The 19,204-nt window shown below is 70.7% G+C and carries 18 protein-coding genes; 14 read left to right on the forward strand and 4 right to left on the reverse strand.

All coding sequences use genetic code 11. The features are described 5' to 3' along the window. Positions 1-74: 74 nt before the first annotated feature. The 3 genes from AB0I59_RS15470 to AB0I59_RS15480 are packed head-to-tail and all read left to right on the forward strand — an operon-like array spanning position 75 to position 3,770. Entirely contained in the window at positions 75-1,262 is a 1,188-nt protein-coding gene (locus AB0I59_RS15470; protein ID WP_358133201.1) for an acyl-CoA dehydrogenase family protein, read from the forward strand. After that, positions 1,259-2,239 carry an acyl-CoA dehydrogenase family protein gene (locus AB0I59_RS15475; protein ID WP_358133203.1) on the forward strand — a complete coding sequence of 327 codons (981 nt, stop codon included), beginning with the start codon at positions 1,259-1,261 and terminating at the stop codon, positions 2,237-2,239. Before AB0I59_RS15470 ends, AB0I59_RS15475 begins: the two co-directional genes overlap by 4 nt. Before the next feature lies 1 nt (position 2,240). Beyond that, a complete protein-coding gene (locus AB0I59_RS15480) occupies positions 2,241-3,770 on the forward strand; it encodes an AMP-binding protein (RefSeq protein WP_061258482.1) in 1,530 nt (509 codons plus the stop codon). A 22-nt stretch (positions 3,771-3,792) separates the two neighbouring features. On the opposite strand, the gene AB0I59_RS15485 is transcribed toward AB0I59_RS15480, so the two are convergent. Continuing rightward, the gene (locus tag AB0I59_RS15485) at positions 3,793-4,383 is read right to left on the reverse strand and encodes a helix-turn-helix domain-containing protein (RefSeq protein ID WP_061258481.1); all 591 of its coding nucleotides are present in this window, start codon (positions 4,381-4,383) and stop codon (positions 3,793-3,795) included. An 83-nt stretch (positions 4,384-4,466) separates the two neighbouring features. Between AB0I59_RS15485 and AB0I59_RS15490 the strand changes: the two genes are divergently transcribed. Both AB0I59_RS15490 and AB0I59_RS15495 read left to right on the forward strand, forming a co-directional pair. Further along, a complete protein-coding gene (locus AB0I59_RS15490; RefSeq protein WP_358133206.1) occupies positions 4,467-6,176 on the forward strand; it encodes an FAD-dependent oxidoreductase in 1,710 nt (569 codons plus the stop codon). A gap of 542 nt (positions 6,177-6,718) precedes the next feature. Then, positions 6,719-8,014: a dicarboxylate/amino acid:cation symporter gene (locus AB0I59_RS15495; RefSeq protein WP_358133209.1), complete on the forward strand. Its 1,296-nt coding sequence runs from the start codon at positions 6,719-6,721 to the stop codon at positions 8,012-8,014. 114 nt (positions 8,015-8,128) lie between these two features. On the opposite strand, the gene AB0I59_RS15500 is transcribed toward AB0I59_RS15495, so the two are convergent. Continuing rightward, the gene (locus AB0I59_RS15500; protein WP_061258478.1) at positions 8,129-8,965 is read right to left on the reverse strand and encodes an alpha/beta fold hydrolase; all 837 of its coding nucleotides are present in this window, start codon (positions 8,963-8,965) and stop codon (positions 8,129-8,131) included. 103 nt (positions 8,966-9,068) lie between these two features. Here AB0I59_RS15500 and AB0I59_RS15505 point away from each other — a divergent pair, with 103 nt between their 5' ends. The 3 genes from AB0I59_RS15505 (at position 9,069) to AB0I59_RS15515 (ending at position 11,151) form a co-directional block, all read left to right on the forward strand. Continuing rightward, complete coding sequence (locus AB0I59_RS15505) at positions 9,069-9,533, forward strand: MarR family winged helix-turn-helix transcriptional regulator (protein WP_358133212.1); 465 nt, start codon at positions 9,069-9,071, stop codon at positions 9,531-9,533. A 297-nt stretch (positions 9,534-9,830) separates the two neighbouring features. Further along, a complete protein-coding gene (locus AB0I59_RS15510) occupies positions 9,831-10,046 on the forward strand; it encodes a hypothetical protein (RefSeq protein WP_358133215.1) in 216 nt (71 codons plus the stop codon). Between the two features lie 4 nt (positions 10,047-10,050). Continuing rightward, positions 10,051-11,151 carry a winged helix DNA-binding domain-containing protein gene (locus AB0I59_RS15515; RefSeq protein ID WP_061258476.1) on the forward strand — a complete coding sequence of 367 codons (1,101 nt, stop codon included), beginning with the start codon at positions 10,051-10,053 and terminating at the stop codon, positions 11,149-11,151. Positions 11,152-11,289: 138 nt separating this feature from the next. Here AB0I59_RS15515 and AB0I59_RS15520 read toward each other — a convergent pair whose 3' ends face one another. Then, positions 11,290-11,808, reverse strand: coding sequence for a MerR family transcriptional regulator (locus AB0I59_RS15520; RefSeq protein WP_358133218.1), 519 nt, complete (start codon positions 11,806-11,808; stop codon positions 11,290-11,292). On the opposite strand from AB0I59_RS15520, the gene AB0I59_RS15525 reads away from it, so the two are divergent. Together AB0I59_RS15525 and AB0I59_RS42090 are read left to right on the forward strand one after the other, a co-directional pair. Beyond that, entirely contained in the window at positions 11,780-12,484 is a 705-nt protein-coding gene (locus AB0I59_RS15525; RefSeq protein WP_358133221.1) for an ATP-binding cassette domain-containing protein, read from the forward strand. The two genes, AB0I59_RS15520 and AB0I59_RS15525, sit on opposite strands and share 29 nt — an antisense overlap. Then, positions 12,481-12,957 carry a hypothetical protein gene (locus AB0I59_RS42090; protein WP_435830967.1) on the forward strand — a complete coding sequence of 159 codons (477 nt, stop codon included), beginning with the start codon at positions 12,481-12,483 and terminating at the stop codon, positions 12,955-12,957. The genes AB0I59_RS15525 and AB0I59_RS42090 overlap by 4 nt, the downstream gene beginning before the upstream one ends. Here AB0I59_RS42090 and AB0I59_RS15535 read toward each other — a convergent pair. Continuing rightward, a complete protein-coding gene (locus AB0I59_RS15535) occupies positions 12,906-14,111 on the reverse strand; it encodes an MFS transporter (RefSeq protein ID WP_358133224.1) in 1,206 nt (401 codons plus the stop codon). The genes AB0I59_RS42090 and AB0I59_RS15535 overlap by 52 nt on opposite strands. Before the next feature lie 72 nt (positions 14,112-14,183). Here AB0I59_RS15535 and AB0I59_RS15540 point away from each other — a divergent pair, with 72 nt between their 5' ends. The 4 genes from AB0I59_RS15540 to AB0I59_RS15555 all read left to right on the forward strand — a co-directional run bounded on the left by AB0I59_RS15540 (position 14,184) and on the right by AB0I59_RS15555 (position 19,132). Continuing rightward, on the forward strand, positions 14,184-15,155 hold the full coding sequence (locus AB0I59_RS15540) for a GlxA family transcriptional regulator (protein WP_358133227.1): 972 nt from the start codon (positions 14,184-14,186) through the stop codon (positions 15,153-15,155). A gap of 260 nt (positions 15,156-15,415) precedes the next feature. Continuing rightward, positions 15,416-15,928 carry a DUF6461 domain-containing protein gene (locus AB0I59_RS15545; RefSeq protein ID WP_358133230.1) on the forward strand — a complete coding sequence of 171 codons (513 nt, stop codon included), beginning with the start codon at positions 15,416-15,418 and terminating at the stop codon, positions 15,926-15,928. A 464-nt stretch (positions 15,929-16,392) separates the two neighbouring features. Then, positions 16,393-16,947 (forward strand): TetR/AcrR family transcriptional regulator, encoded by a 555-nt coding sequence (locus tag AB0I59_RS15550; RefSeq protein ID WP_061258472.1) that lies wholly within the window; start codon positions 16,393-16,395, stop codon positions 16,945-16,947. A 16-nt stretch (positions 16,948-16,963) separates the two neighbouring features. Next, positions 16,964-19,132: an MMPL family transporter gene (locus AB0I59_RS15555; RefSeq protein WP_358133233.1), complete on the forward strand. Its 2,169-nt coding sequence runs from the start codon at positions 16,964-16,966 to the stop codon at positions 19,130-19,132. Positions 19,133-19,204 lie beyond the last annotated feature (72 nt).

Raw genomic sequence — 19,204 nt, forward strand, 5'->3', positions numbered from 1 at the left:
CATGTGACGTTCCTTCTAGAACAATGATCTGCTGCGTGTTTAAGTGGGTGAAACGCAGCGAAAGGGACGCACGTATGGAGCAAGTGGAGTACCGGCGGCGAGCCAGAACCTGGCTGGAGGAGAACGCGGGAGCGCGGGCCGAGGCCGATCCCGGCACGGACGGCCTGGCCGCCGCGCGGGCCTTCATGGCGGCGCTGCACGACGCGGGCTACTCCGGCATCACCTGGCCGAAGCAGTGGGGCGGCCAAGGGCTCACCCAGGCGGAGGAGCGCGCCTTCGCCGCGGAGGCCAGGGACTTCACGCTGCCGACCTACGTCTTCTCGATCGGCCTGGGCATGTGCGGGCCCACCCTGGTGGACCTGGGAACCGACGCCCAGCGGGCCAGATACATCCGCCCACTGCTGCGGGGCGAGGAGATCTGGTGCCAGTTGTTCTCCGAACCCGGTGCGGGCAGCGACGTCGCCGCGCTGCAGACCCGGGCCGTACCCGCCGACGGCGGCTGGATCGTCAACGGGCAGAAGGTGTGGACGTCGGTCGCGCAGCATGCCGATTTCGGCCTGCTGCTGACCCGCACCGACGTGGACGTGCCCAAGCACCAGGGCCTGACGATGTTCATCGTGGACATGCGCGCCCCCGGTGTCACGATCCGCCCGCTCACGGACATGACCGGCCACGCCCGCTTCAACGAGATCTTCTTCGACGACGTCCAGATCCCCGCCGAGAGCCTGGTCGGGGAGGTCAACGGTGGCTGGAAGTGCGCGGTCACGACCCTGCTGCACGAGCGGCTGTCCATCTCCGCCGAGGTCGGCATGAGCGGGCAGAAGGACAACCCCGCCACGTTCGCCGCGTTGCGGAAGGTCGTCGACACCTCCGACCCACTGGTGCGCGACCAGCTCGTCGAGCTCCACATCCGCTCCCGCGCGCTGGCCCTGTTCAACCAGCGGCTGGCACAGGAGACCAAGGCGGGGATCTTCCCTGGAGCCCGGGGGAGCGCGGCCAAGCTGCTGCTCGCGGAGCTCACCAACTTCAGCGCCGACCTCGCGGTCTCACTGGTCGGCCCGGAGGCGGTCGCCTACGACGACGACAGCGGTGGCGGCGGGCTCGCCGGGGCGATCGCGTTGGCTCCCGCCATGTCCCTCGGCGGCGGTACCAACGAGATCATGCGCAACATCATCGGTGACCGCGTGCTCGGCCTGCCGCCCGAGCCCCGCCTGGACAAAACCGTGCCGTTCAAGGACCTGAAGGTGGGGACCCAGTCATGAACCTCGTTCTCACCGCCGAGCAGCAGGAGCTGCGCGCCGCCGTCCGCTCCTTCCTCGGTACGGCCTCGCCGCTCGCCAAAGTCCGCCGGGACATGGACTCCGAGCAAGGCTACGACCCGGAGGTGTATCGCAGGCTCACCGGCGAGCTCGGACTGGCGGGGCTGGTCGTGCCGGAGGACCGGGGTGGCGCGGGGGCGGGCCACGCCGAACTGGCCGTCGTCCTGGAGGAGACCGGCGCCGCGCTGCTCCCCGGCCCGTTCCTGGCCACGACCTTCGCCGCGATCCTCCTCACCGAGCTGGGGGACAAGGAGCTGCTGCCCGGCGTCACGGCCGGGACCACGATCGCCACGGTCGCGCTGGACGCGGATCGGGTGCTCAACGGGGCCGAGGCCGACGTCATCCTGGTGATCGACGGCGGTGAGGTCAGGGCCGTGCGCGGCGGCGACCGTACTCCGTTGACCACGCTGGATCCGACCCGCAGGCAGGCGCGGGCCGCGCTGGACGGCGGCGAGGTGGTCGGCGCCTCCGAGGCCGCGGTCGCCCGCGCCCGCGATCTGTTCGCGGTGGCCCTGGCCGCCGAACAGCTCGGCGTGCTGCGCGCGACACTGGACGCCATCGTCGCCTACAGCAAGATCCGCGTGACCTTCGGTCGGCCGATCGGCTCGTACCAGGGCGTCAAACACAAGCTCGCCGACATGCACTGCCGGCTGGAGCAGGCCGAGTCGATCGTCCGGTTCGCCGCCTGGGCCGCCGACGAGTCGGCCGGGGAACTGCCCGCGGCGGCCGCGCTGGCCCAGGCGTACGTCGGGCGGGCCTGCTTCGAGACGGCCCGCGACAGCCTGCTGCTGCACGGCGGTATCGGTTTCACCTGGGAGCACGACGCGCATCTGTACTACAAGCGGGCGAAGTCCGACGAAGTGCTGCTCGGGCCGACCCGCGTCCACCGGACCAGGCTCGCGGACCTGCTGGAGCTCTGACATGCCCGACCACAGCGAACTCGCCGGTTTCTACCGGATCGCCGAGGCCGACCCGGACCGGCCCGCGGTGATCGACGCGGACGGTGCGGTGACGAGCTACGGCGACCTGCACGCCATGGTCAACCGGGTCTCGCACGGCCTGCGGGCCCGCGGGCTGGCCCGGGGCGACGTGGTCGCCGGTGTGGTGCCCAACGGCCTGGACGCGGTCGTGATCCTGATGGCGACCGGGCAGATCGGCCTTTACCACGTCCCGATCAACTGGCACCTCACCGCGAGCGAGATCGGCTACATCCTCGACGACTGCGACGCCGCGATCGTGATCACCGCCCCGGCCCATGAGCGGACCGTACGGCAGGCGGCCGGCGCGGCCGAGGTCCACGTCGGCCTGGCGGAGCTCGCCGCAGGGCAGCCCTCTTCCCCGCCCGGCGACCGCACCGCCGGGAGCGTCATGTGGTACACCTCCGGCACCACGGGCTTTCCCAAAGGTGTGCAGCGACCGCTGTCCGGTGCTCGGCCGGAGGATCTCGTCCCTGTCTCCGTCTGGTTCCTCGGCGAGGTGTGCGACCTGCGGCCGGGGCCGGCCGTCCACCTGGTGACGTCGCCGATGTACCACTCCGCCCCGTGCGCGCACACGCAGTTCGCGCTGCACCTGGGTCATACGGTGGTGATCGCGCCGCGCTTCGACCCGGCCGAGATCCTGGCGCTGGTCGACAGGTACCGGGTGACCAACGCGATGATGGTGCCGACGATGTTCCACCGGATGCTCCGGCTTCCGGCCGAGGTGCGGGAGCGGTACGACCTGTCCTCGCTCCGGCAGGTCATCCACACCGGTGCCGCCTGCCCGGTGGCCGTCAAGCAGGCGATCATGGACTGGTGGGGGCCGGTGCTCTACGAGTACTACGGTTCCACCGAGTCGACGGTCGCCTTCGCGGTGAAACCGCACGACTGGCTGGCCCGCCCCGGAACCGTCGGCCGTCCCGCCCCCGGCTTCCGGGCGCGGATCCTCGACGAGAACGGCGCGGAGTTGCCGCCGGGCGAGCCCGGTCTGATCTACGTCACGTCCTCGCTCGGCGGCTTCGTGTACCGCAAGGACCCGGCCAAGACCGCCGCCAGCATGCGTGACGAGTGGTACACCCCCGGCGACATCGGCTATCTGGACGAGGACGGCTTCCTGTTCCTCTGCGACCGCCGTACCGACCTGATCGTCTCCGGCGGGGTCAACGTCTATCCGGCCGAGATCGAGGCCGCCCTGCTGGAGCACCCCGCCGTGGCCGACGTCGCCGTGATCGGCGTCCCGGATGAGGAATGGGGCCACGTCGCGGTGGCCCTGGTCCAGGTGGTCGAGGACGCCGGAGTCACCGCCGAGGAGCTGCTCAAGCACTGCGAGCCCAGGATCGCCAGGTTCAAGCACCCCAGGGTGATCGAGTTCCGGGCCGAACTGCCGCGCACCCCGACAGGGAAGCTGTCGCGCTCCAGCGTCAGGGAGGAGTACCTCGCCACGAGAGGAAGCGTCCGCTCCGACGTCGAGTAGTTTCCCGCGGAGGGTGCGCGGGTCACTTGCCGGTGGGGCGGGCACGCACGTGCATCCGCTCGCCCTGCGGCCCGAACAGGCTGATGAACTCGACCGGCTCCGGCCCGGGGTTGGCGAACGCGTGCGGTACGCGGGTGTCGAACTCGGCTGCCTCCCCAGCGGTGAGGACGAGGTCGTGCTCGCCCAGGAGCAGCCGTAGCCGGCCGGACAGGACGTAGAGCCACTCGTAGCCCTCGTGCGTCCGCTGCTCCAGCTCGCCTCCGCACCCGTGCCCGGCGGGCACGACCTGCTTGTAGGCGGCCAGCCCGCCCAGATGGCGGGTGAGCGGGACGAAGGTCATGCCGTGCCGGCTGAAGGGGCGGGGGTGGATGCGGGGGTCGCCGGTCGGCGGCGCGCCGACCAGCTCGTCCAGCGGTACGTGGTGGGCGTGGGCCAGGGGCAGCAGCAGCTCCAGGGTGGGCTTGCGCTGCCCGGACTCCAGGCGCGAAAGGGTGCTGAGGGAGATCCCGGTCGTCTCGCTCAGCTCGGCCAGGGTGACGCCGCGTTCGCGGCGCAGCGCTCGCAGGCGCGGGCCCACAGCGGTCAAAACGGTCACGAGGTCACTGTCTGCCATCCTCCTATTTGCTATGTTGGCAAGAGGATTTGTCAAATCGTCGGGGCAGGGCGCAGCATCTCCCGTGGACGGAGGTACTTCGCATGACTGAGCGAACAAGAGAGATCGTTGCCCCCCAGGGGGAGGACCGGCGTTACGAGGTCGTGGTCGTGGGTGGGGGAGCCGCCGGGCTGAGCGGGGCGCTGACCCTGGCCCGGGCACGCCGCTCGGTGCTGGTGATCGACGCCGGGCGGCCGCGCAACGCACCGGCTGGGCATGTCCACAGCTACCTCGCCCGCGAGGGCACGCCACCCGCGGACCTGCTCGCCACCGGCCGGGCGGAGGTGACCGGGTACGGCGGCGAGATCGTGGACGGCGACGTCGTGGCGGTCGAGCGCCTGGACGCCGGAGGCTTCCGTGTCGTACTCGACGGCGGGGCCGCGGTCGTCGCGGACCGGCTGCTGGTGACCACCGGCCTGGTCGACGAACTGCCCCCGGTGCCGGGAGTGGCGGAGCGGTGGGGGCGCGAGGTGCTGCACTGCCCGTACTGTCACGGCTGGGAGGTGCGCGACCAGGCGATCGGCGTCCTGGCCACCGGGCCGCTGGCGGTCCACCAGGCGCTGATGTGGCGGCAGTGGAGCACGGACGTGACCCTCTTCACGCACACCGCGTCTCGGATCGGCGATGACGATTATGAGCGACTCGTCGCCCGCGGCATCGCCGTGGTGGACGGGGAGGTGACGGATCTGGAGGTGACGGACGACCGGCTCACCGGCGTACGGCTGACCGGCGGCCGGGTGGTCTCCTGCCAGGCTCTCGTGGTCGGGCCGCGCTTCACCGCTCGTGCCGACATCCTCACCGGCCTGGGCCTGGAGACGACCGAGCAGGAGATGGGTGGACATGTGGTCGGCACTTACGTCGCCGCGGACCCGTCCGGAGCGACGCGAGTCCCCGGGGTGTGGGTGGCCGGCAATGTGGCCAACCTGACCGAGCAGGTCATCGGCGCCGCCGCCGCGGGGGTGCGCGCCGCCGCAGCCATCAACGCCGACCTGACCGCCGAGGAGACCAGCCGGGCCGTCGCCGCCCGGCGGCACGACCATCCCGTACGCGAAGGCACGGGACGCGAAGGCACAGGACACGAGCACACGGCACATGAGCACACGAGGGAGCACACGCCGATGACAGAGGACAACGCCGCGACCGAGGAGTTCTGGGACGCCCGCTACGGTCAGAGCGACCAGATCTGGAGCGGGAACCCCAACGCCGTCCTGGTGCGTGAGGTCACCGACCTGGAGCCGGGCAGGGCCCTGGACCTGGGATGCGGTGAGGGAGCCGACGCGATCTGGCTCGCCCGGCGCGGATGGCACGTCACCGCGGTCGACATCTCCCGCGTCGCCCTCGACCGGGCGGCGAAGTGGGCGGCGGCGGAGGACGTCGCCGAACGCATCGACTGGCAGTGGCACGACCTCGGGAAGTCCTTCCCCAGCGGCGTCTTCGAGCTCGTCTCGGCCCATTTCCTGCACTCGCCCGTGGAGTTGCCGCGAGAGGAGATCCTGCGGACGGCCGCCGCGGCCGTCGCGCCCGGCGGGGTCCTCCTCGTCGTCGGGCACGCGGGGTTCCCCTCCTGGGAGCACAATCCGCATCCGGAGGTGCACTTCCCCACGTCGGACGAGGTCCTCGACGCGCTTGACCTCCCGGACGGTCAGTGGGAGGTCCTGCTCAGCGAGGAGTACGAGCGTGTCCAGACCGGCCCTGACGGGCAGCCGGCCACCCGTATGGACAACGTCCTCAAGATCCGACGTCTGGGCGCCTGATCCCGGGCCGCTTCCTGCCCACGCATCGCACTCCTGGGGTGGCGCAGGGCTGTCAGGGCGCCGCGTGGCCGCTGCTCCCCGGCGCCGGACAGCGGTTGGTCTTCCTTCCGGCGTGACCAGAGGAGGCCGACCCCGGTTGTCCGCGAGGAGCTATAGGTGGGGCCGTGCACGGAAGGTGTGCGGCCCCACAACCGGTGTGCGGCCCACTCAACACACGGACATCACGGTTCGCCCTCATCTGTCGGGATCCGCCTGGTGCGGTGCGGGCGGTTCGGGGCCCGGGGCACACCGAGGCCGGAGAACGGCCACGGCGATAATATGTGATCCATGTCACACTTCGGAAAGGGAATGTCGGTTGCGACAGGAGATGTTGTAGCCGCTCGTGAGGTTCTCGGTGGTCATCGTGTGGCTCGTGGAGCGGTTGCACGTCGATCTGTGCCGCATCGACGGCGATCTCTGTCGCTGAACGCGCCTTCGACCTCCCCCCTTCCTCACCCGCGTGCCGTGTCCACTCCGGCATGCCTTTCTCCGGAGTCTTGTTCGTGAAGAAGTTCTCCTTCTCCCTGCAGTTGCTACTGGGCCTCGTCGTCGGCGTCGGCCTCGGGCTCATCGCCCGCGCCGCCGAGGTCGCCTGGCTCGCCGACACGCTGACCGAGGTCGGCAAGATCTTCGTCCAGCTTCTCAAGCTCGCGGTCCCGCCGCTGGTCTTCACCGCGGTCGTCGTCAGCGTGGCCAACCTGCGCAACGTCAGCGGAGCCGCCAGGCTCGCCGGAAAGACGCTCCTCTGGTTCATGGTCACCTCGCTGGTCGCGGTGGCCGCCGCGATCGGCCTCGGCCTGCTGATCAATCCCGGCCAGGGCGTCACCATCGCCACCGAGGGCGCCAAGGCCGTCGACCTGGACGGCGCCGGAACCTGGCTCGACTTCCTGACCGGCATCGTCCCGACCAACGTCGTCACCGCGTTCACCGAGCTCAACGTCCTCCAGATCGTCTTCCTGGGAGTCGTCTTCGGCGCCGCCGCCATGGCGGTCGGCGAGAAGGCCGAGCCGTTCCTGAACGTCAGCCGTTCGGTCCTGGAACTGGTCCAGAAGGCCCTCTGGTGGGTCATCCGCCTGGCACCGATCGGAACCGCCGGCCTGATCGGTAAGTCTGTGGCCACCTACGGCTGGGATCTGCTGGCTCCGCTGGCGAAGTTCAGCGTGGGCGTCTACGTCGGCTGCTTCATCGTGCTGCTGGTGATCTATCCGGCACTGCTCGCGCTCGTGGGCAAGGTCAGCCCGTTCACCTTCTACCGCAACGCCTGGCCCGCGATCGAGCTGGCCTTCGTCTCCCGCTCCTCCGTCGGCACCATGCCGCTGACCCAGCGCGTCACCACCGACAGGCTCGGCGTCGACCGTGACTACGCGTCCTTCGCGGTGCCGTTCGGCGCGACCACCAAGATGGACGGCTGCGCGGCGGTCTACCCGGCGCTCGCCGCGATCTTCGTGGCGCAGGTGTTCGACGTCCCGCTCGGCGTCGGCGACTACCTGCTGATCGCGTTCGTCTCCGTGGTCGGCTCCGCCGCCACCGCCGGCCTGACCGGCGCGATCGTGATGCTGACCCTGACCCTGAGCACGCTCGGCCTGCCCCTGGAGGGCGTCGGCCTGCTGCTGGCGATCGACCCGATCCTGGACATGATCCGCACCGCCACCAACGTCGCGGGCCAGATGGTCGTCCCGGTCCTGGTGGGCCGTTCGGAGAACCGCCTCGACGAGAGTGTCTTCACGGCTCCGCCGCAGCCGCTGGACGACGTCCCCCCGGGTAAGGCCGCCGGGTCGGCCGAGCCGGCCCTCGCCTGACATCCGCGGCGGAAACACACGGGCGCGGCGTCCGCGACCTTCGATAACCAGGAAGGTCGCGGACGCCGCGCCCGTCGTCCGTCCGGCCCGGTCTTCAGCTCGCCGGTCGTCGGATCAAGCCACGTCCTGGAGGACGCGGCGCAGTTGTGCGGCGTAGGCGCGGGGGTGGGTGGTGTTGCCGTTGTGGCCACCCGGGAACTCCGTGATCTCGGTGCCGAGCACGACGGCCAGTTCCTGGGCGCAGCGGTAGTCGAAGACGGCACGCGGGGTGGTACGACCGGCGGCGGACACGATGCGCGTGGAGGTGGCGGGCAGCTCGGTGACGGACAGGGTGTCGCCGATGACGGCGGTGAAGTCGTGTTCGATGAAGAACCCGAAGTTGGCGACCCGCTGGGCGTTCATGGGCTGAGGGGTCAGGCCGGGCTCGGCATCGGGGTTGGCCGGGTCGATGCCCAGCACCGCGGTGATGGCTTTGATCGCCGGCTCCAGTCCGTCGCGGCGATGAATCCGCTGGATCTCGGCCAGCTCTTCCTCATGCCGGACCCGCTCGGCGTGGGGGAGCAGCCGGGGAGCGACCGGCTCGTGCGCGACGAGGGTGGCGATTTGGCCGGGGTGGCGGACGGCGAGGTGCAGGCCGATGACGGCGCCGAGGCTGCAACCGAGCATCAGGGCCGGTTCGTCGGTGAGTGCGGCGAGCAGGTGGTGGACGTCCTCCGCGTGCTCGGCCAGTGTCACGCCCCGACTGGGGTCGTCCAGGGTGCTGCGGGACAGGCCGCGCCGGTCGTAGGTCACCACGGTGTAGTCGTCGCTGATCCGGTCGACCAGATCGGTGCTGCGGCCCGCGTCGCCTTCGCCGCTCTGGGAGATCAGCAGTGTCGGGCCCGTGCCGCGTACCTCGTAGTGGAGGGTCGCGCCGGGAACGGGCAGGCGGCCGGTCGTGGTGGTGGCCATGTCGACTCCTTCGATGTGGGGGCTTCGGCGCCGTGCTCGAACTCTAAAGCATCAAATTTGATACATCAAATCAGATGCATCTTTTCTGATGTACCTTGGACGCGTGAACGGAGTCGAACTGTTCCTGCTGGGGCGCACGCTGATGAAGATCGGCGAGGAGGCCCTGCCCACGGAAGGGCTGGGCGACCAGCCGACCAGCGTTCGGACGGTCCTGATCGTGGTCAGCGACGTGCGGGCGCATCCCGGCAGCGCGGTCGGGGAGATCGCCACCCGCACCGGCCTGCCGCAGAGCGCCGTGTCCGCGGGGGTGGCCCGCCTCCGCGAAGCCGGTGCCGTCGTCACCGAACCCGACTCCCGCGACCGCCGCCGTCTCCTGATCCGGCCCGCCCCCGAGATCTCCGACCGGGTGGAACAGGTCCGCTCGACCTCCGTCGATGCCGCGCTGGCGAAAGCCCTGGACACCGCCGACCCGCAACGGGTCGCCGAGATCGTCGCCCTCCTGGAAGAGGTCGCACGACACCTGACTCCACAGGCAGTCGTCCGCCTACGCAGCGAGGGCGTCCAGTAGACGGTCGCCTTCGGCGGCGACGACGCGAGGAGCCGGGATGATCCGCTCGGGTCTTCACGATCATCAGTCGTCATCGACACGATGGACAGACCCGGCCGGTGCGGTGGGCGCGCGCGAAGGACGTGCCCGAGAAGCGGTCACTACCTGACCGCTTCTCCTGCGACTGTGGTCACCGAGCAGGGGCAGGCGAGCCGAGCCCATCAGAGTCCGGGCGGCGGGGCCGGACAACACTCCGACCGTCACGGCGCCGCCGGCTCCCACCTGACCAACACACGACTCGAAGGCAAGGACGTAGCGGTGAAGATGCGCGCACGGGGCCGGACCGGAATCCAGGTCAGCCCCCACTGCCTGGGCACCAGGATGGTCGGCCAGGCCGGGAACCCCGACCGCGGGGGCAGCCCGCCGGCGATGGGCCTGCTCACAGGCCGCTACCTCAAGAACCGGCCCGAGCCACGGAACGCGCGGAGGAAATGGGTGCCCCGGCACCTGGCCGACGAACGCGCGGCGGCATGAGCCGATGACCGTTCTCGACGTCCGGGCGCTCAACCGCGCGACGCTCGCCCGCCAACTGCTGCTCGACCATGCCGACATGCCGGCCGTCGACGCCGTCGCGCACCTGTGTGGCCTGCAGGCCCAGGAGCCGCAGGAACCGTTCGTCGGGCTCTGGTCGCGGCTGCGCGCCTTCGACCCGGCGGACCTCTCGAACCTGCTGATCGGCCGAAGCGTCGTACGGACCCACCTCATGCGCCGCACCGTCCACCTGCTGACCGCCGACGACGTCCTGGCATGGCGTGCCCGCCACGACGCGATGCTGCGCCAACGGGTCCTTGGGACCTACCGCGGCGAGCTCGACGGGGTGGACCTCGACGAGCTCGCCGAGGCGGGACTGGCGGTGATGGCCGACGGTGAGCCCCGGTCGATGGGCGAACTCGCGCGGGCCCTCGCCGACCGTTGGCCCGCGCCGGGCCCGCGGGCGCTGGGCGAGATGCTGGTCGCCGCTCTCATCCCGATGGTGCAGCTGCCGCCCCGCGGGATATGGCGCACCAAGGCGGGCGTGCGCAACGTCCCGCTCTCCTCCTGGCTGGGCCGCAAGATCGACCCGTCCGCCCTGGACGGCTCGGACCCGGTCGGCCAGCAGCTGGTACGCCGCTATCTGGCCGCCTACGGCCCCGCGGCCACAGCCGACCTGCGCGCCTGGTCCGGCCTTGCCGGACTCCCCGCCGCGGTCGCCGCGATACGCGAGGAGCTGGTCACCTTTCGCGACGAGCGCGGCCGCGAACTCCTCGACCTCCCCGACGCTCCCCGCCCCGACCCCGACACACCCGCGCCCGTCCGCTTCCTACCGGCCTTCGACAACGCGATCCTCGGCTACCACGACCGCACCCGCATCATCGACGACGCGCACCGCGGCCTGTCGGTCGCCGGCGAACGCGTCGTCCTCCTCGACGGCCGGGTCGCCGCGACCTGGACTGTCCGGGCTGACACCGTGGTCATCACCCCGCTGCGCCGCTTCTCCCGCGGTGACCGCACGACCGTGGCCGAGCAGGGGCGGGCGCTGGCGGCGTTCCTCTCCGACAACGACAGTCACCGCGTACAGATCGCCGCGTCTCCCTGCTGAGCGACAACCCGCGGGCTGGTCTCCTCCGATGAGGCAGAGAGGCCGGCCTTCGTGACCCATTCGCAGGGGGTGCGGGTGCGGCCTCCCAGGGCGCCGCCGACCACCTTCGCGCCGAGTTCGTCGTCTCGTCCGACCGGTTCACGACCGACCGGCGGCGGACGACGGCTCCTCGCCCGCGACGTAGCGGTGCAGGTGGCTGGAGCCCTCCAACATGGCGGTCGCCCGTTGGGTCAGTTCGGCCTGGCGCTGGGCGATCGCCGCGCGTAGCGCGTCGCTGCTGCCCGTCCTGCGGAGGCCGTCGAGGATGACCTGGATCTGGGTGAGGGGATAGCGGCCCTGACGGAGCATGTTGATCATGCGTGCGTCTCGGACGCCGGCGGGGCCGAACGTACGGTAGCCGGTGCCCGGGTCGCGCTTCGGCGTCAGGAGGCCGGAGGACTCCCGCACGCGCAGGGCGGATGTGCGCACGCCCAGGTGGGCGGCCAGCTCGCCGATGCGCATGCCCGGCCTCGGCGCGGAGGTGTCCGGTGTCTGCTCCGCGACCGCCTCCAGCGCTTCACCCGCCGCCTGGAGGGAGAGCCGCGCTCCGCCGGTGAGGTGCGGGTGCTGGGCACCGACCCGGAGGCCGGTGACGAGGCATGGCGCGCGGCTGGACATCGTGCTGCAGTCCTGGCGCGACCACGGCAAGTGGCGGGTCCGCGAACTGCTCGGCCACCTCGGCCGCTACTACACCCCGTACGGCACGCCGGAACGTGCCAGGCCGTACGACACGGACGAACTGGTCTCCATGGTCGGGCTGACCGATCAGGCGGACACCCCGGTCGCCAGGCTCTCCGGCGGGCAGCGACGCAGGCTGGACGTGGCCATCGGCATCGTCGGCAAGCCGGACCTGCTCTTCCTGGACGAGCCGACCGTCGGCTTCGACCCGCAGGCCCGGCAGGAGTTCCACGACCTGGTGCGCCGGCTGTCCGATCGTGAGGACACGACGATCCTGCTCACCACGCACGACCTGGACGAGGCGGAGAAGCTCGCCGACCGGATCGTGATCCTTTCGGGCGGCGTGGTCGTGGCCGACGGCAGCGCGGCGGAGCTGGCCGAGCGGGTCTCCGGCAAGGCGGAAGTCCGCTACAGCAGGGACGGCGAGTTCTTCACGCACTCCGACGAGGACGCCACCGGCTACGTGCGCGAACTGTTCGCGGCGTACGGCGAGGCGATCGGCGATCTGGAGGTGCGCAGGGTGCGCCTGGAGGACGTGTACCTGGCCATGGTGCGCGAGTTCGAGTCCGGACAGCGCACCGTGGCGCCGAGCGAGTTGACGGAGGTGACCGCGTGAACGCCGGCGCGGTGGCCCTGCGCGCGGGCGTGCATCGAGGCTGGATCGAGTTCCGGCAGAACATGACCAACGCGCAGGACATCTGGAGCGTGGTGTTCTTCCCGGTCATCGCGCTGATCGTGATGTACATGCTGAGAGGCGACAAGGTTCCGGGCACGGACTTCTCCCTCGGCTCGCATCGGCGAGTCCTGGCGGCACCTGGAGACGATCGGCGTGCTCGGCGCGTGGGCGGTCATCGGGCTCCTGCTGGCGCCCGTCGTGTTGCGCCGGATGGCGCGGCGCGAGTCCGGTTCCAGCGTGGCCGCCCGGCGGAGGAAGGCCATGCAGCGGCCGATGTAGGCCCGTGGAGTACGGTCGCCCACCTCGCCGACGAGCAGATCCCGCAGGCCAAGGCAGGCGTCGCCCTGCAGACGATGACCGACTACGTCAACACGCCGGCCGAGACCGAGATCGACCGGCCTCCGGCCTCCTGAGGTTCCCGGCCCAGCCGCCTGATCGGCTTGATCAACAGCAGCGCCGCCACCACGCCGACCGTCACCAGGGCCGACCCCAGCATGAAGGCGCGCGGTTCGACCAGCGCGGTGACCGGACCGGCCAGCGCCTGCCCGACTGCCATGCCCGCGACCGACCCGGCCACCTGGTAGGCGTTGACCCGGTTCAGCACGTCCGGCGCGACCTGCGTCTGCACGCTGGTCGACCACATCACCGACCAGAACGCATACGCGCACCCTCCGAGCAGGTGCCCGGCCATCAGCAGCGGCAGCGGCAGCCCGAGCGCGACCGTCAGCGGCACCACCACGTACCCGCTGAGCGCCACCGCCCCGGCCGCCAGCGGCCTGCGCGGCCTGAGCCTGATCGCCACCAGCCCGCCCAGCACAGTGCCGAGGCCGAGCGCCGCCATCACCCAGCCGTAGTCGGCCCCGATGACCTGTGACGACAGCGGCACGTACGGCCCGACCACCAGAACGCCCCAGAACACCCAGACCAGGATGACCGACCACATCCAGCTCCTGGCCTTGAACTCCTCCCAGCCCCTGCGCAGGTCGCTCAGCACGTTGGAGGGCCCTGGCCTGGGTACGGCGACCCGGACCAGCAGCAGGCACACCCCGCTGACCAGGAACGTCGCGGCGTCCACCGTGTAGACGAAGACCGGCCCGGCGACGACGATGAGAACTCCGGCCAGTGCGGGACCCGCCAGCTGGGTGACCGCCTCGGCGATCTTCAGCGTCGCGTTGGCCCGCTGCGGCTCTTCGGCGACCAGGGGGACCATGCCGTTGACGCCCGGTTCGAACATCCCGGCGGCCATGCCCGACAAGGACGCCATCACCAGCAACAGGGCGTACGGCGGAGCACCGTCCAGGAAGGCGACGGCCACGACCCCCTGGGTGACGACCCTGACCATGTCTGCGAAGATCATCAAGCGCCGGGCGCCGATCCGGTCGGCGACAACCCCGCCGAACAACATGACCAGCACAGCCGACGCGGTCCAGAGCGCGAGCACGTAGCCGACGCCCGCGATCCCATAGACTTTCCCGATCGCGAGCGCCGAGGCGACGGGCATCATCGCGTCACCGAGCAGCGAGATCGTGCGGGCCCCGAAGTAGAGGGTGAAGTTCCTCGTCCACATGATCCCCAATTCTGGATTTTTCCAGATCGGAGCACCGGTGTCCCAAATGACATCATTGGGTACATTTGCGCCATGCCCCCGGACTGCCCGGAAACGCCCCCGACGCCCCTCAGCCCGCATCGCGTGGTCGCCTTGGTCGCCCCGAACCAGGAGCTCTACCCGGTCACCTCCGCCTCGGCCGTCTTCGGCTACCACGGCACCGACATCACCCAGCACTACAGCTTCAGCCTGTGCGCCGAACACCCCGGCTCCCTCCCCACCACCCTCGGCGTCCCCATCCAGGTGGACGGCGGCCTCGAAGCCCTCGACGACGCCGACACCGTGGTCATCGCGGGCTGGACCCTCACCCCCTCGCCCGCCGTACTCCACGCGGTGTCCCAAGCCCATGCCCGAAGCGCCCGCATCGTCGCCGTCTGCGCCGGAATCTTCATCCCCGCCGCCCTGGGCCTCCTGGACGGCCGTCGCGCCTCCGTCCACTGGGAACTCTCCGGCGAACTCGCCGCCCGCCACCCCCGCGTCATCCCCGACGACACCGTCATCTACGTCGATCACGGCGACGTCGCCACCGCCGGAGCCTCGGCCGCCACCCTCGACCTCTGCCTTCACCAGGTCCTCCAGGAGTACGGCGCGGCCCACGCCATGCGCATCGGCCGCCAGCTCGCCGCCGGTCCGCACCGCGAGGGCTGCCAGCGCCAGTACCCTCCCCTCCCCACCACCGGCCCCATGCCAGACTCCCTGGCCCCCCTGCTCGAATGGCTCCTCTCGCGCCTGCCCGACCAGATCACCGTCGAGGACATGGCCGCCTACTCGGGCGTCTCCACCCGCACCCTCACCCGCCAGTTCGCCGACCAACTCGGCGTACCACCCGCCCGCTGGCTGCTGGAACGCCGCCTGGCCGCCACCCGCGCCCTGCTGGAGGAGACCGACCTGCCCGTCGAGACCATCGCCACCCGCGTCGGCCTCTCCTCGGCGGTCAACCTCCGCCGCCGCTTCCACACCGCCCTGCGTACCACCCCGGCCGCCTATCGCCGCTCCTTCCGCTGAGGGTCCCGGGCGGTTCCGCCGCGAAGTTGATCGCATAGCGGCGCCGTAGGCGCCCTCGACTCGGTGGCCTCAACCGGGACACTCGATCAGTGAGGAGGACGTGAACCCGTCAGGGGAGTTGGACTGTCTCATGTGGGCCGTGCTCAGGACGTCGGCCCGCGAGGATGCCCCCGATGTCGTCGCTCAAGGTCGTACAGGCTTTTCGTCGGACTCGCGTGCCAGGATCTCCATGATCTGTCCCTGGAGAGAACAGGAGTCTCATGAGCGGCTACGACTGGCTCGATGACGAGGCGTTCTGCGCAACCTTCGTCCGCGGCCTTACCCCGCACGAGGCGCTGGCCCGCCTTGGCATCGACGTATTCGACGGCGATGACGAGGAAGGCGAGATAGAGGAGGGCCTCATCTCTGCCCGGTCGGCCGAGGGCGGGACCATTCTGAGCGAGTGGAACGGCTTCGCCGGCACGCTGGACGAGGTGCTGCGGCCCTTGTCGGCTGGGACGGTCACGGCGAGTGTCTTCGTCAACGTGAACATGGTCGCGTCCTTCGACCATTACGTTGACGGCCGCAGGATCCTGTCCTTCGATCCGCTGTTTCCCGGCGACGAGGATGGCATCTCGGAGGACTACCTGGCCGACCGGGTCGCGCTCGGGCTGGTTGGCGACAAGTCGGAGGGTGGGCTTGCCGCCGCGCTGCTGCTGGCCGAGCGCATCACCGAGGTACGGCCGAACGCATCGAGTGACATCGTGGCCGCCCACGGCGTTCTCGAGTACTGAGCCGCGTCCGCCCTGTTTCCACGGCTCGACAGTGCGGCCCTGAAGTCTTTTCGGGCCCGGAGCCGCCTGCATGAAGTTTCGACGATTGCCAACCGCACTGCACGGTGAGCCGGGGTGAGGAACGAACCCCGGATCTTCGATCGCTCCCGACCACGACAGACAGCGGCCACCCCGTGGCGATCGTCGTGCTGCATTGGGGCGGCGGCGCGACCAGCGGCCGACGGATGGCTTTGGTACGGCGCGGCGTACGTGCGGTGACGGCCCGGCGTCCTCCGAGCGTTTCAGGCAGTGGATGATCTTTTCCTTGGGCAGGCCGTTCGGCCGCGAAGCAAGTGGACTGACCTGCACTGACGCAGTCGCGTGTACCTGGTGGCGGCAGTCTGCCGACACCCCATTCTGTGGCAGTGGTCACAAACTGGCCGATCGGTCAGAGTCTGACCGATCGGTCATGTAGCGTTGCCGCCATGGCGCGCAACAGCTCCGGCTTCCGCAGGGAGATCCTCGAGGTGGCGTCGCGGCTGTTCGCCGTGACCGGCTTCAAGGGCACCTCCCTGCAGGACATCGCCGGCGAGGTCGGCTGTTCCAAGGCGGCCCTGCTGTACCACTTCGACGGCAAGGACGCGATACTCACCGAGCTGCTGACCCCCGCGGTGGAGGCGCTCGCCGAACTCGACGTACGGCTGGCCGGGCTGGACGGCGACACGGCCGTTCGCCCGGCCGTCGAGGGATTCGTCGACCTCGTGCTGCGCTTCCGGCGCGAGGTCAAGATCCTCTACGACGAGATCCCCGAGATGCTCCGCCACCCGGCGCTGGCCGGCGTCCTGGAGATGTCGGACCGGCTGGTCGACGCGCTCGCCGGCCGCACCGCCGATCCGGAGGCCCACGTGGCCGCGCTGATGGTGCTCGGTGCCGTGCCCGTCGTCGGCACGCAGCCGGTTCCGCTGGGTGACGACGAGCTGCGCGCCGTCCTCGTCCGCCGTGCGCTGCACACCCTTGACCACGATGACACCCGCCCCTGAGAGGGACCCCCATTCCATGGCCACACTGCTCTACCGGCTCGGCCGCGCATCCTTCCGCCATCGGCGGCTGGTGCTCGCCCTGTGGATCGCCGTACTGGCGGCGCTCGGCGCGTCGGCCGCGGCATTCAACGGCCCGACGGCCAGCAACTTCACCATGCCCGGAACCGAGTCCCAGCGCGCTCTGGACGCCCTGGCCGAACAGTTCCCGCAGGCGGCGGGCGCCACCGGCACGATCGTGGTCGCCGCCCCCGACGGGCAGGCGCTGACCTCGGCCGACAACCGGGCCGCGGTGCAGGCCCTCACCAAAGAGGCCGCCGCGCTGCCGGGCGTGGTGGCGGCCCTCGACCCCTTCCAGATCGGCTCCGTCTCCCAGGACGGCCGCTACGCCCTGGTGCAGGTGCAGTTCGCCGAGTCCGGCGACAAGGTGACCGACACGCAGCGCACCGCGTACGGGAACAGCGGAAAGAGCGCGCAGGCGGCCGGGCTGCGGGTCGAGCACGGCGGCGAGGTGACCACGACCGAACCGGAGATCGGCGGGACCGAGGGCCTGGGCGTCGCCGTGGCGGCCGTCGTTCTCCTCATCACCTTCGGCTCACTCGTGGCCGCGGGGATGACCCTGCTCAACGCGCTCATCGGCGTCGGCGCGGGCATGGCCGGGCTCTTCGCCCTGAGCAGCACCGTCGAGCTGACCAGCACCGCCCCGGTCCTGGCCCTCATGCTCGGCCTGGCCGTCGGCATCGACTATTCGCTGTTCATCACCTCACGCCACCGGCAGAACCTGCTTGACGGGCTCGACCCGGAGGACGCCGCCGCCCGGGCCGTCGGCACCGCGGGCTCGGCCGTCGTCTTCGCCGGCGCCACGGTGGTGATCGCCCTCGCGGGCCTGGCCGTGGTCGGCATCCCGTTCCTCACCGTGATGGGCCTGGCCGCTTCCGCCACCGTCGCCGTCGCCGTGCTCGTCGCCATCACCCTCCAGCCCGCCCTGCTCGGCTTCGCCGGGCTCCGGGTGATGCCCCGCAAGCAGCGCGGGACGGACCGCGACCCCGCCGCGACGCGCCCTGGTTTCGGGTTCCGCTGGGCGTACGTCGTGACCCGCTGGCGGGTGCCGTTCATCGTGGCCGGGGTGCTCCTCCTGGGCGGCCTGGCCGTACCGGCCGCGCAGATGCGCCTGGCGCTTCCCGACGCCGGAACGGCGGCGCAGGGCACAGCGGCTCGGCAGGCGTACGACCTCATCAGTGAGGGCTTCGGCCCCGGCTTCAACGGCCGCCTGGCCGCCGTCGTCACCGGCGAGTCCGCCGAGGCCACGACCCGCGCCGCGAAGGAGGCCGCCGCAGCGATCCAGACCGTCAAGGGCGTCGTGGCGGTAACGCCGCCGCAGCTCAACGCCTCCGGCACGACCGCCCTGCTGGGGGTCATCCCGGCCACGGGCCCCACCGACGAGGCCACCGAGACACTCGTCCACGACATCCGCACCACGGTCGCGGACATCGGCGACGTCTCCCTGACCGGCCAGACCGCGATCGGCATCGACGTCTCCGAGAAGCTCTCCGACGCGCTGCCCGTCTACCTGCTGCTCGTGGTCGGCCTGTCGGTGCTGCTGCTGATGCTGGTCTTCCGTTCCGTCCTGGTCCCGATCAAGGCCGCGCTCGGCTTCCTGCTCACCGTGGGCGCCACCTTCGGCGTCACCGTCGCGGTCTTCCAGCGGGGCCTGCTGGGCGGCCTGCTCGGCGTCGACACTCCCGGGCCGCTGGTCAGCTTCCTGCCCATCCTGCTGATCGGCATCCTGTTCGGCCTGGCCATGGACTACCAGGTCTTCCTGGTCTCCCGGATGCGCGAGGACTTCGTGCATGGCGACACCGCACGCCAGGCGACGATCTCCGGGATGGGACACGGCGCCCGCGTCGTCACCGCCGCCGCACTCATCATGATCGCGGTCTTCGGCGGCTTCGTGCTCATGGACGACCCGATCATCAAGTCGATGGGCTTCGCCCTGGCCCTCGGCGTGGCCGTCGACGCCTTCGTGGTCAGGATGACGATCGTGCCGGCCGTGATGTCGTTGCTGGACGACCGCGCCTGGTGGCTGCCCCGCTGGCTCTCACGGATCCTCCCCAACGTCGACATCGAGGGCGAGGGACTGCGCGAGCACCTCGACCGCGAGGTCTCGGAGGGCGCCGTGCGGGTCTGAACACCCCGAGGGATTCTCATGGTCGTCGCCGCCCTCGGCGACGACCATGTTCCCTCCGCCGTCCCGGGTCCG

Source organism: Microtetraspora glauca (assembly GCF_040656155.1).
Taxonomy (GTDB): domain Bacteria; phylum Actinomycetota; class Actinomycetes; order Streptosporangiales; family Streptosporangiaceae; genus Microtetraspora; species Microtetraspora glauca.

What these genes read in the sequence shown, in the direction of transcription:
- AB0I59_RS15490 (WP_358133206.1), top strand. Translation starts at nt 4,467, where the DNA reads ATGACTGAGCGAACAAGAGAGATCGTTGCCCCCCAGGGGGAGGACCGG.
- AB0I59_RS15535 (WP_358133224.1), bottom strand. Translation starts at nt 14,111, where the DNA reads ATGTGGACGAGGAACTTCACCCTCTACTTCGGGGCCCGCACGATCTCG.
- AB0I59_RS15520 (WP_358133218.1), bottom strand. Translation starts at nt 11,808, where the DNA reads ATGTCCAGCCGCGCGCCATGCCTCGTCACCGGCCTCCGGGTCGGTGCC.
- AB0I59_RS15485 (WP_061258481.1), bottom strand. Translation starts at nt 4,383, where the DNA reads ATGGCAGACAGTGACCTCGTGACCGTTTTGACCGCTGTGGGCCCGCGC.
- AB0I59_RS15500 (WP_061258478.1), bottom strand. Translation starts at nt 8,965, where the DNA reads ATGGCCACCACCACGACCGGCCGCCTGCCCGTTCCCGGCGCGACCCTC.
- AB0I59_RS15545 (WP_358133230.1), top strand. Translation starts at nt 15,416, where the DNA reads ATGAGCGGCTACGACTGGCTCGATGACGAGGCGTTCTGCGCAACCTTC.
- AB0I59_RS15555 (WP_358133233.1), top strand. Translation starts at nt 16,964, where the DNA reads ATGGCCACACTGCTCTACCGGCTCGGCCGCGCATCCTTCCGCCATCGG.
- AB0I59_RS15550 (WP_061258472.1), top strand. Translation starts at nt 16,393, where the DNA reads ATGGCGCGCAACAGCTCCGGCTTCCGCAGGGAGATCCTCGAGGTGGCG.
- AB0I59_RS15475 (WP_358133203.1), top strand. Translation starts at nt 1,259, where the DNA reads ATGAACCTCGTTCTCACCGCCGAGCAGCAGGAGCTGCGCGCCGCCGTC.
- AB0I59_RS15540 (WP_358133227.1), top strand. Translation starts at nt 14,184, where the DNA reads ATGCCCCCGGACTGCCCGGAAACGCCCCCGACGCCCCTCAGCCCGCAT.
- AB0I59_RS15515 (WP_061258476.1), top strand. Translation starts at nt 10,051, where the DNA reads ATGACCGTTCTCGACGTCCGGGCGCTCAACCGCGCGACGCTCGCCCGC.
- AB0I59_RS15480 (WP_061258482.1), top strand. Translation starts at nt 2,241, where the DNA reads ATGCCCGACCACAGCGAACTCGCCGGTTTCTACCGGATCGCCGAGGCC.
- AB0I59_RS15470 (WP_358133201.1), top strand. Translation starts at nt 75, where the DNA reads ATGGAGCAAGTGGAGTACCGGCGGCGAGCCAGAACCTGGCTGGAGGAG.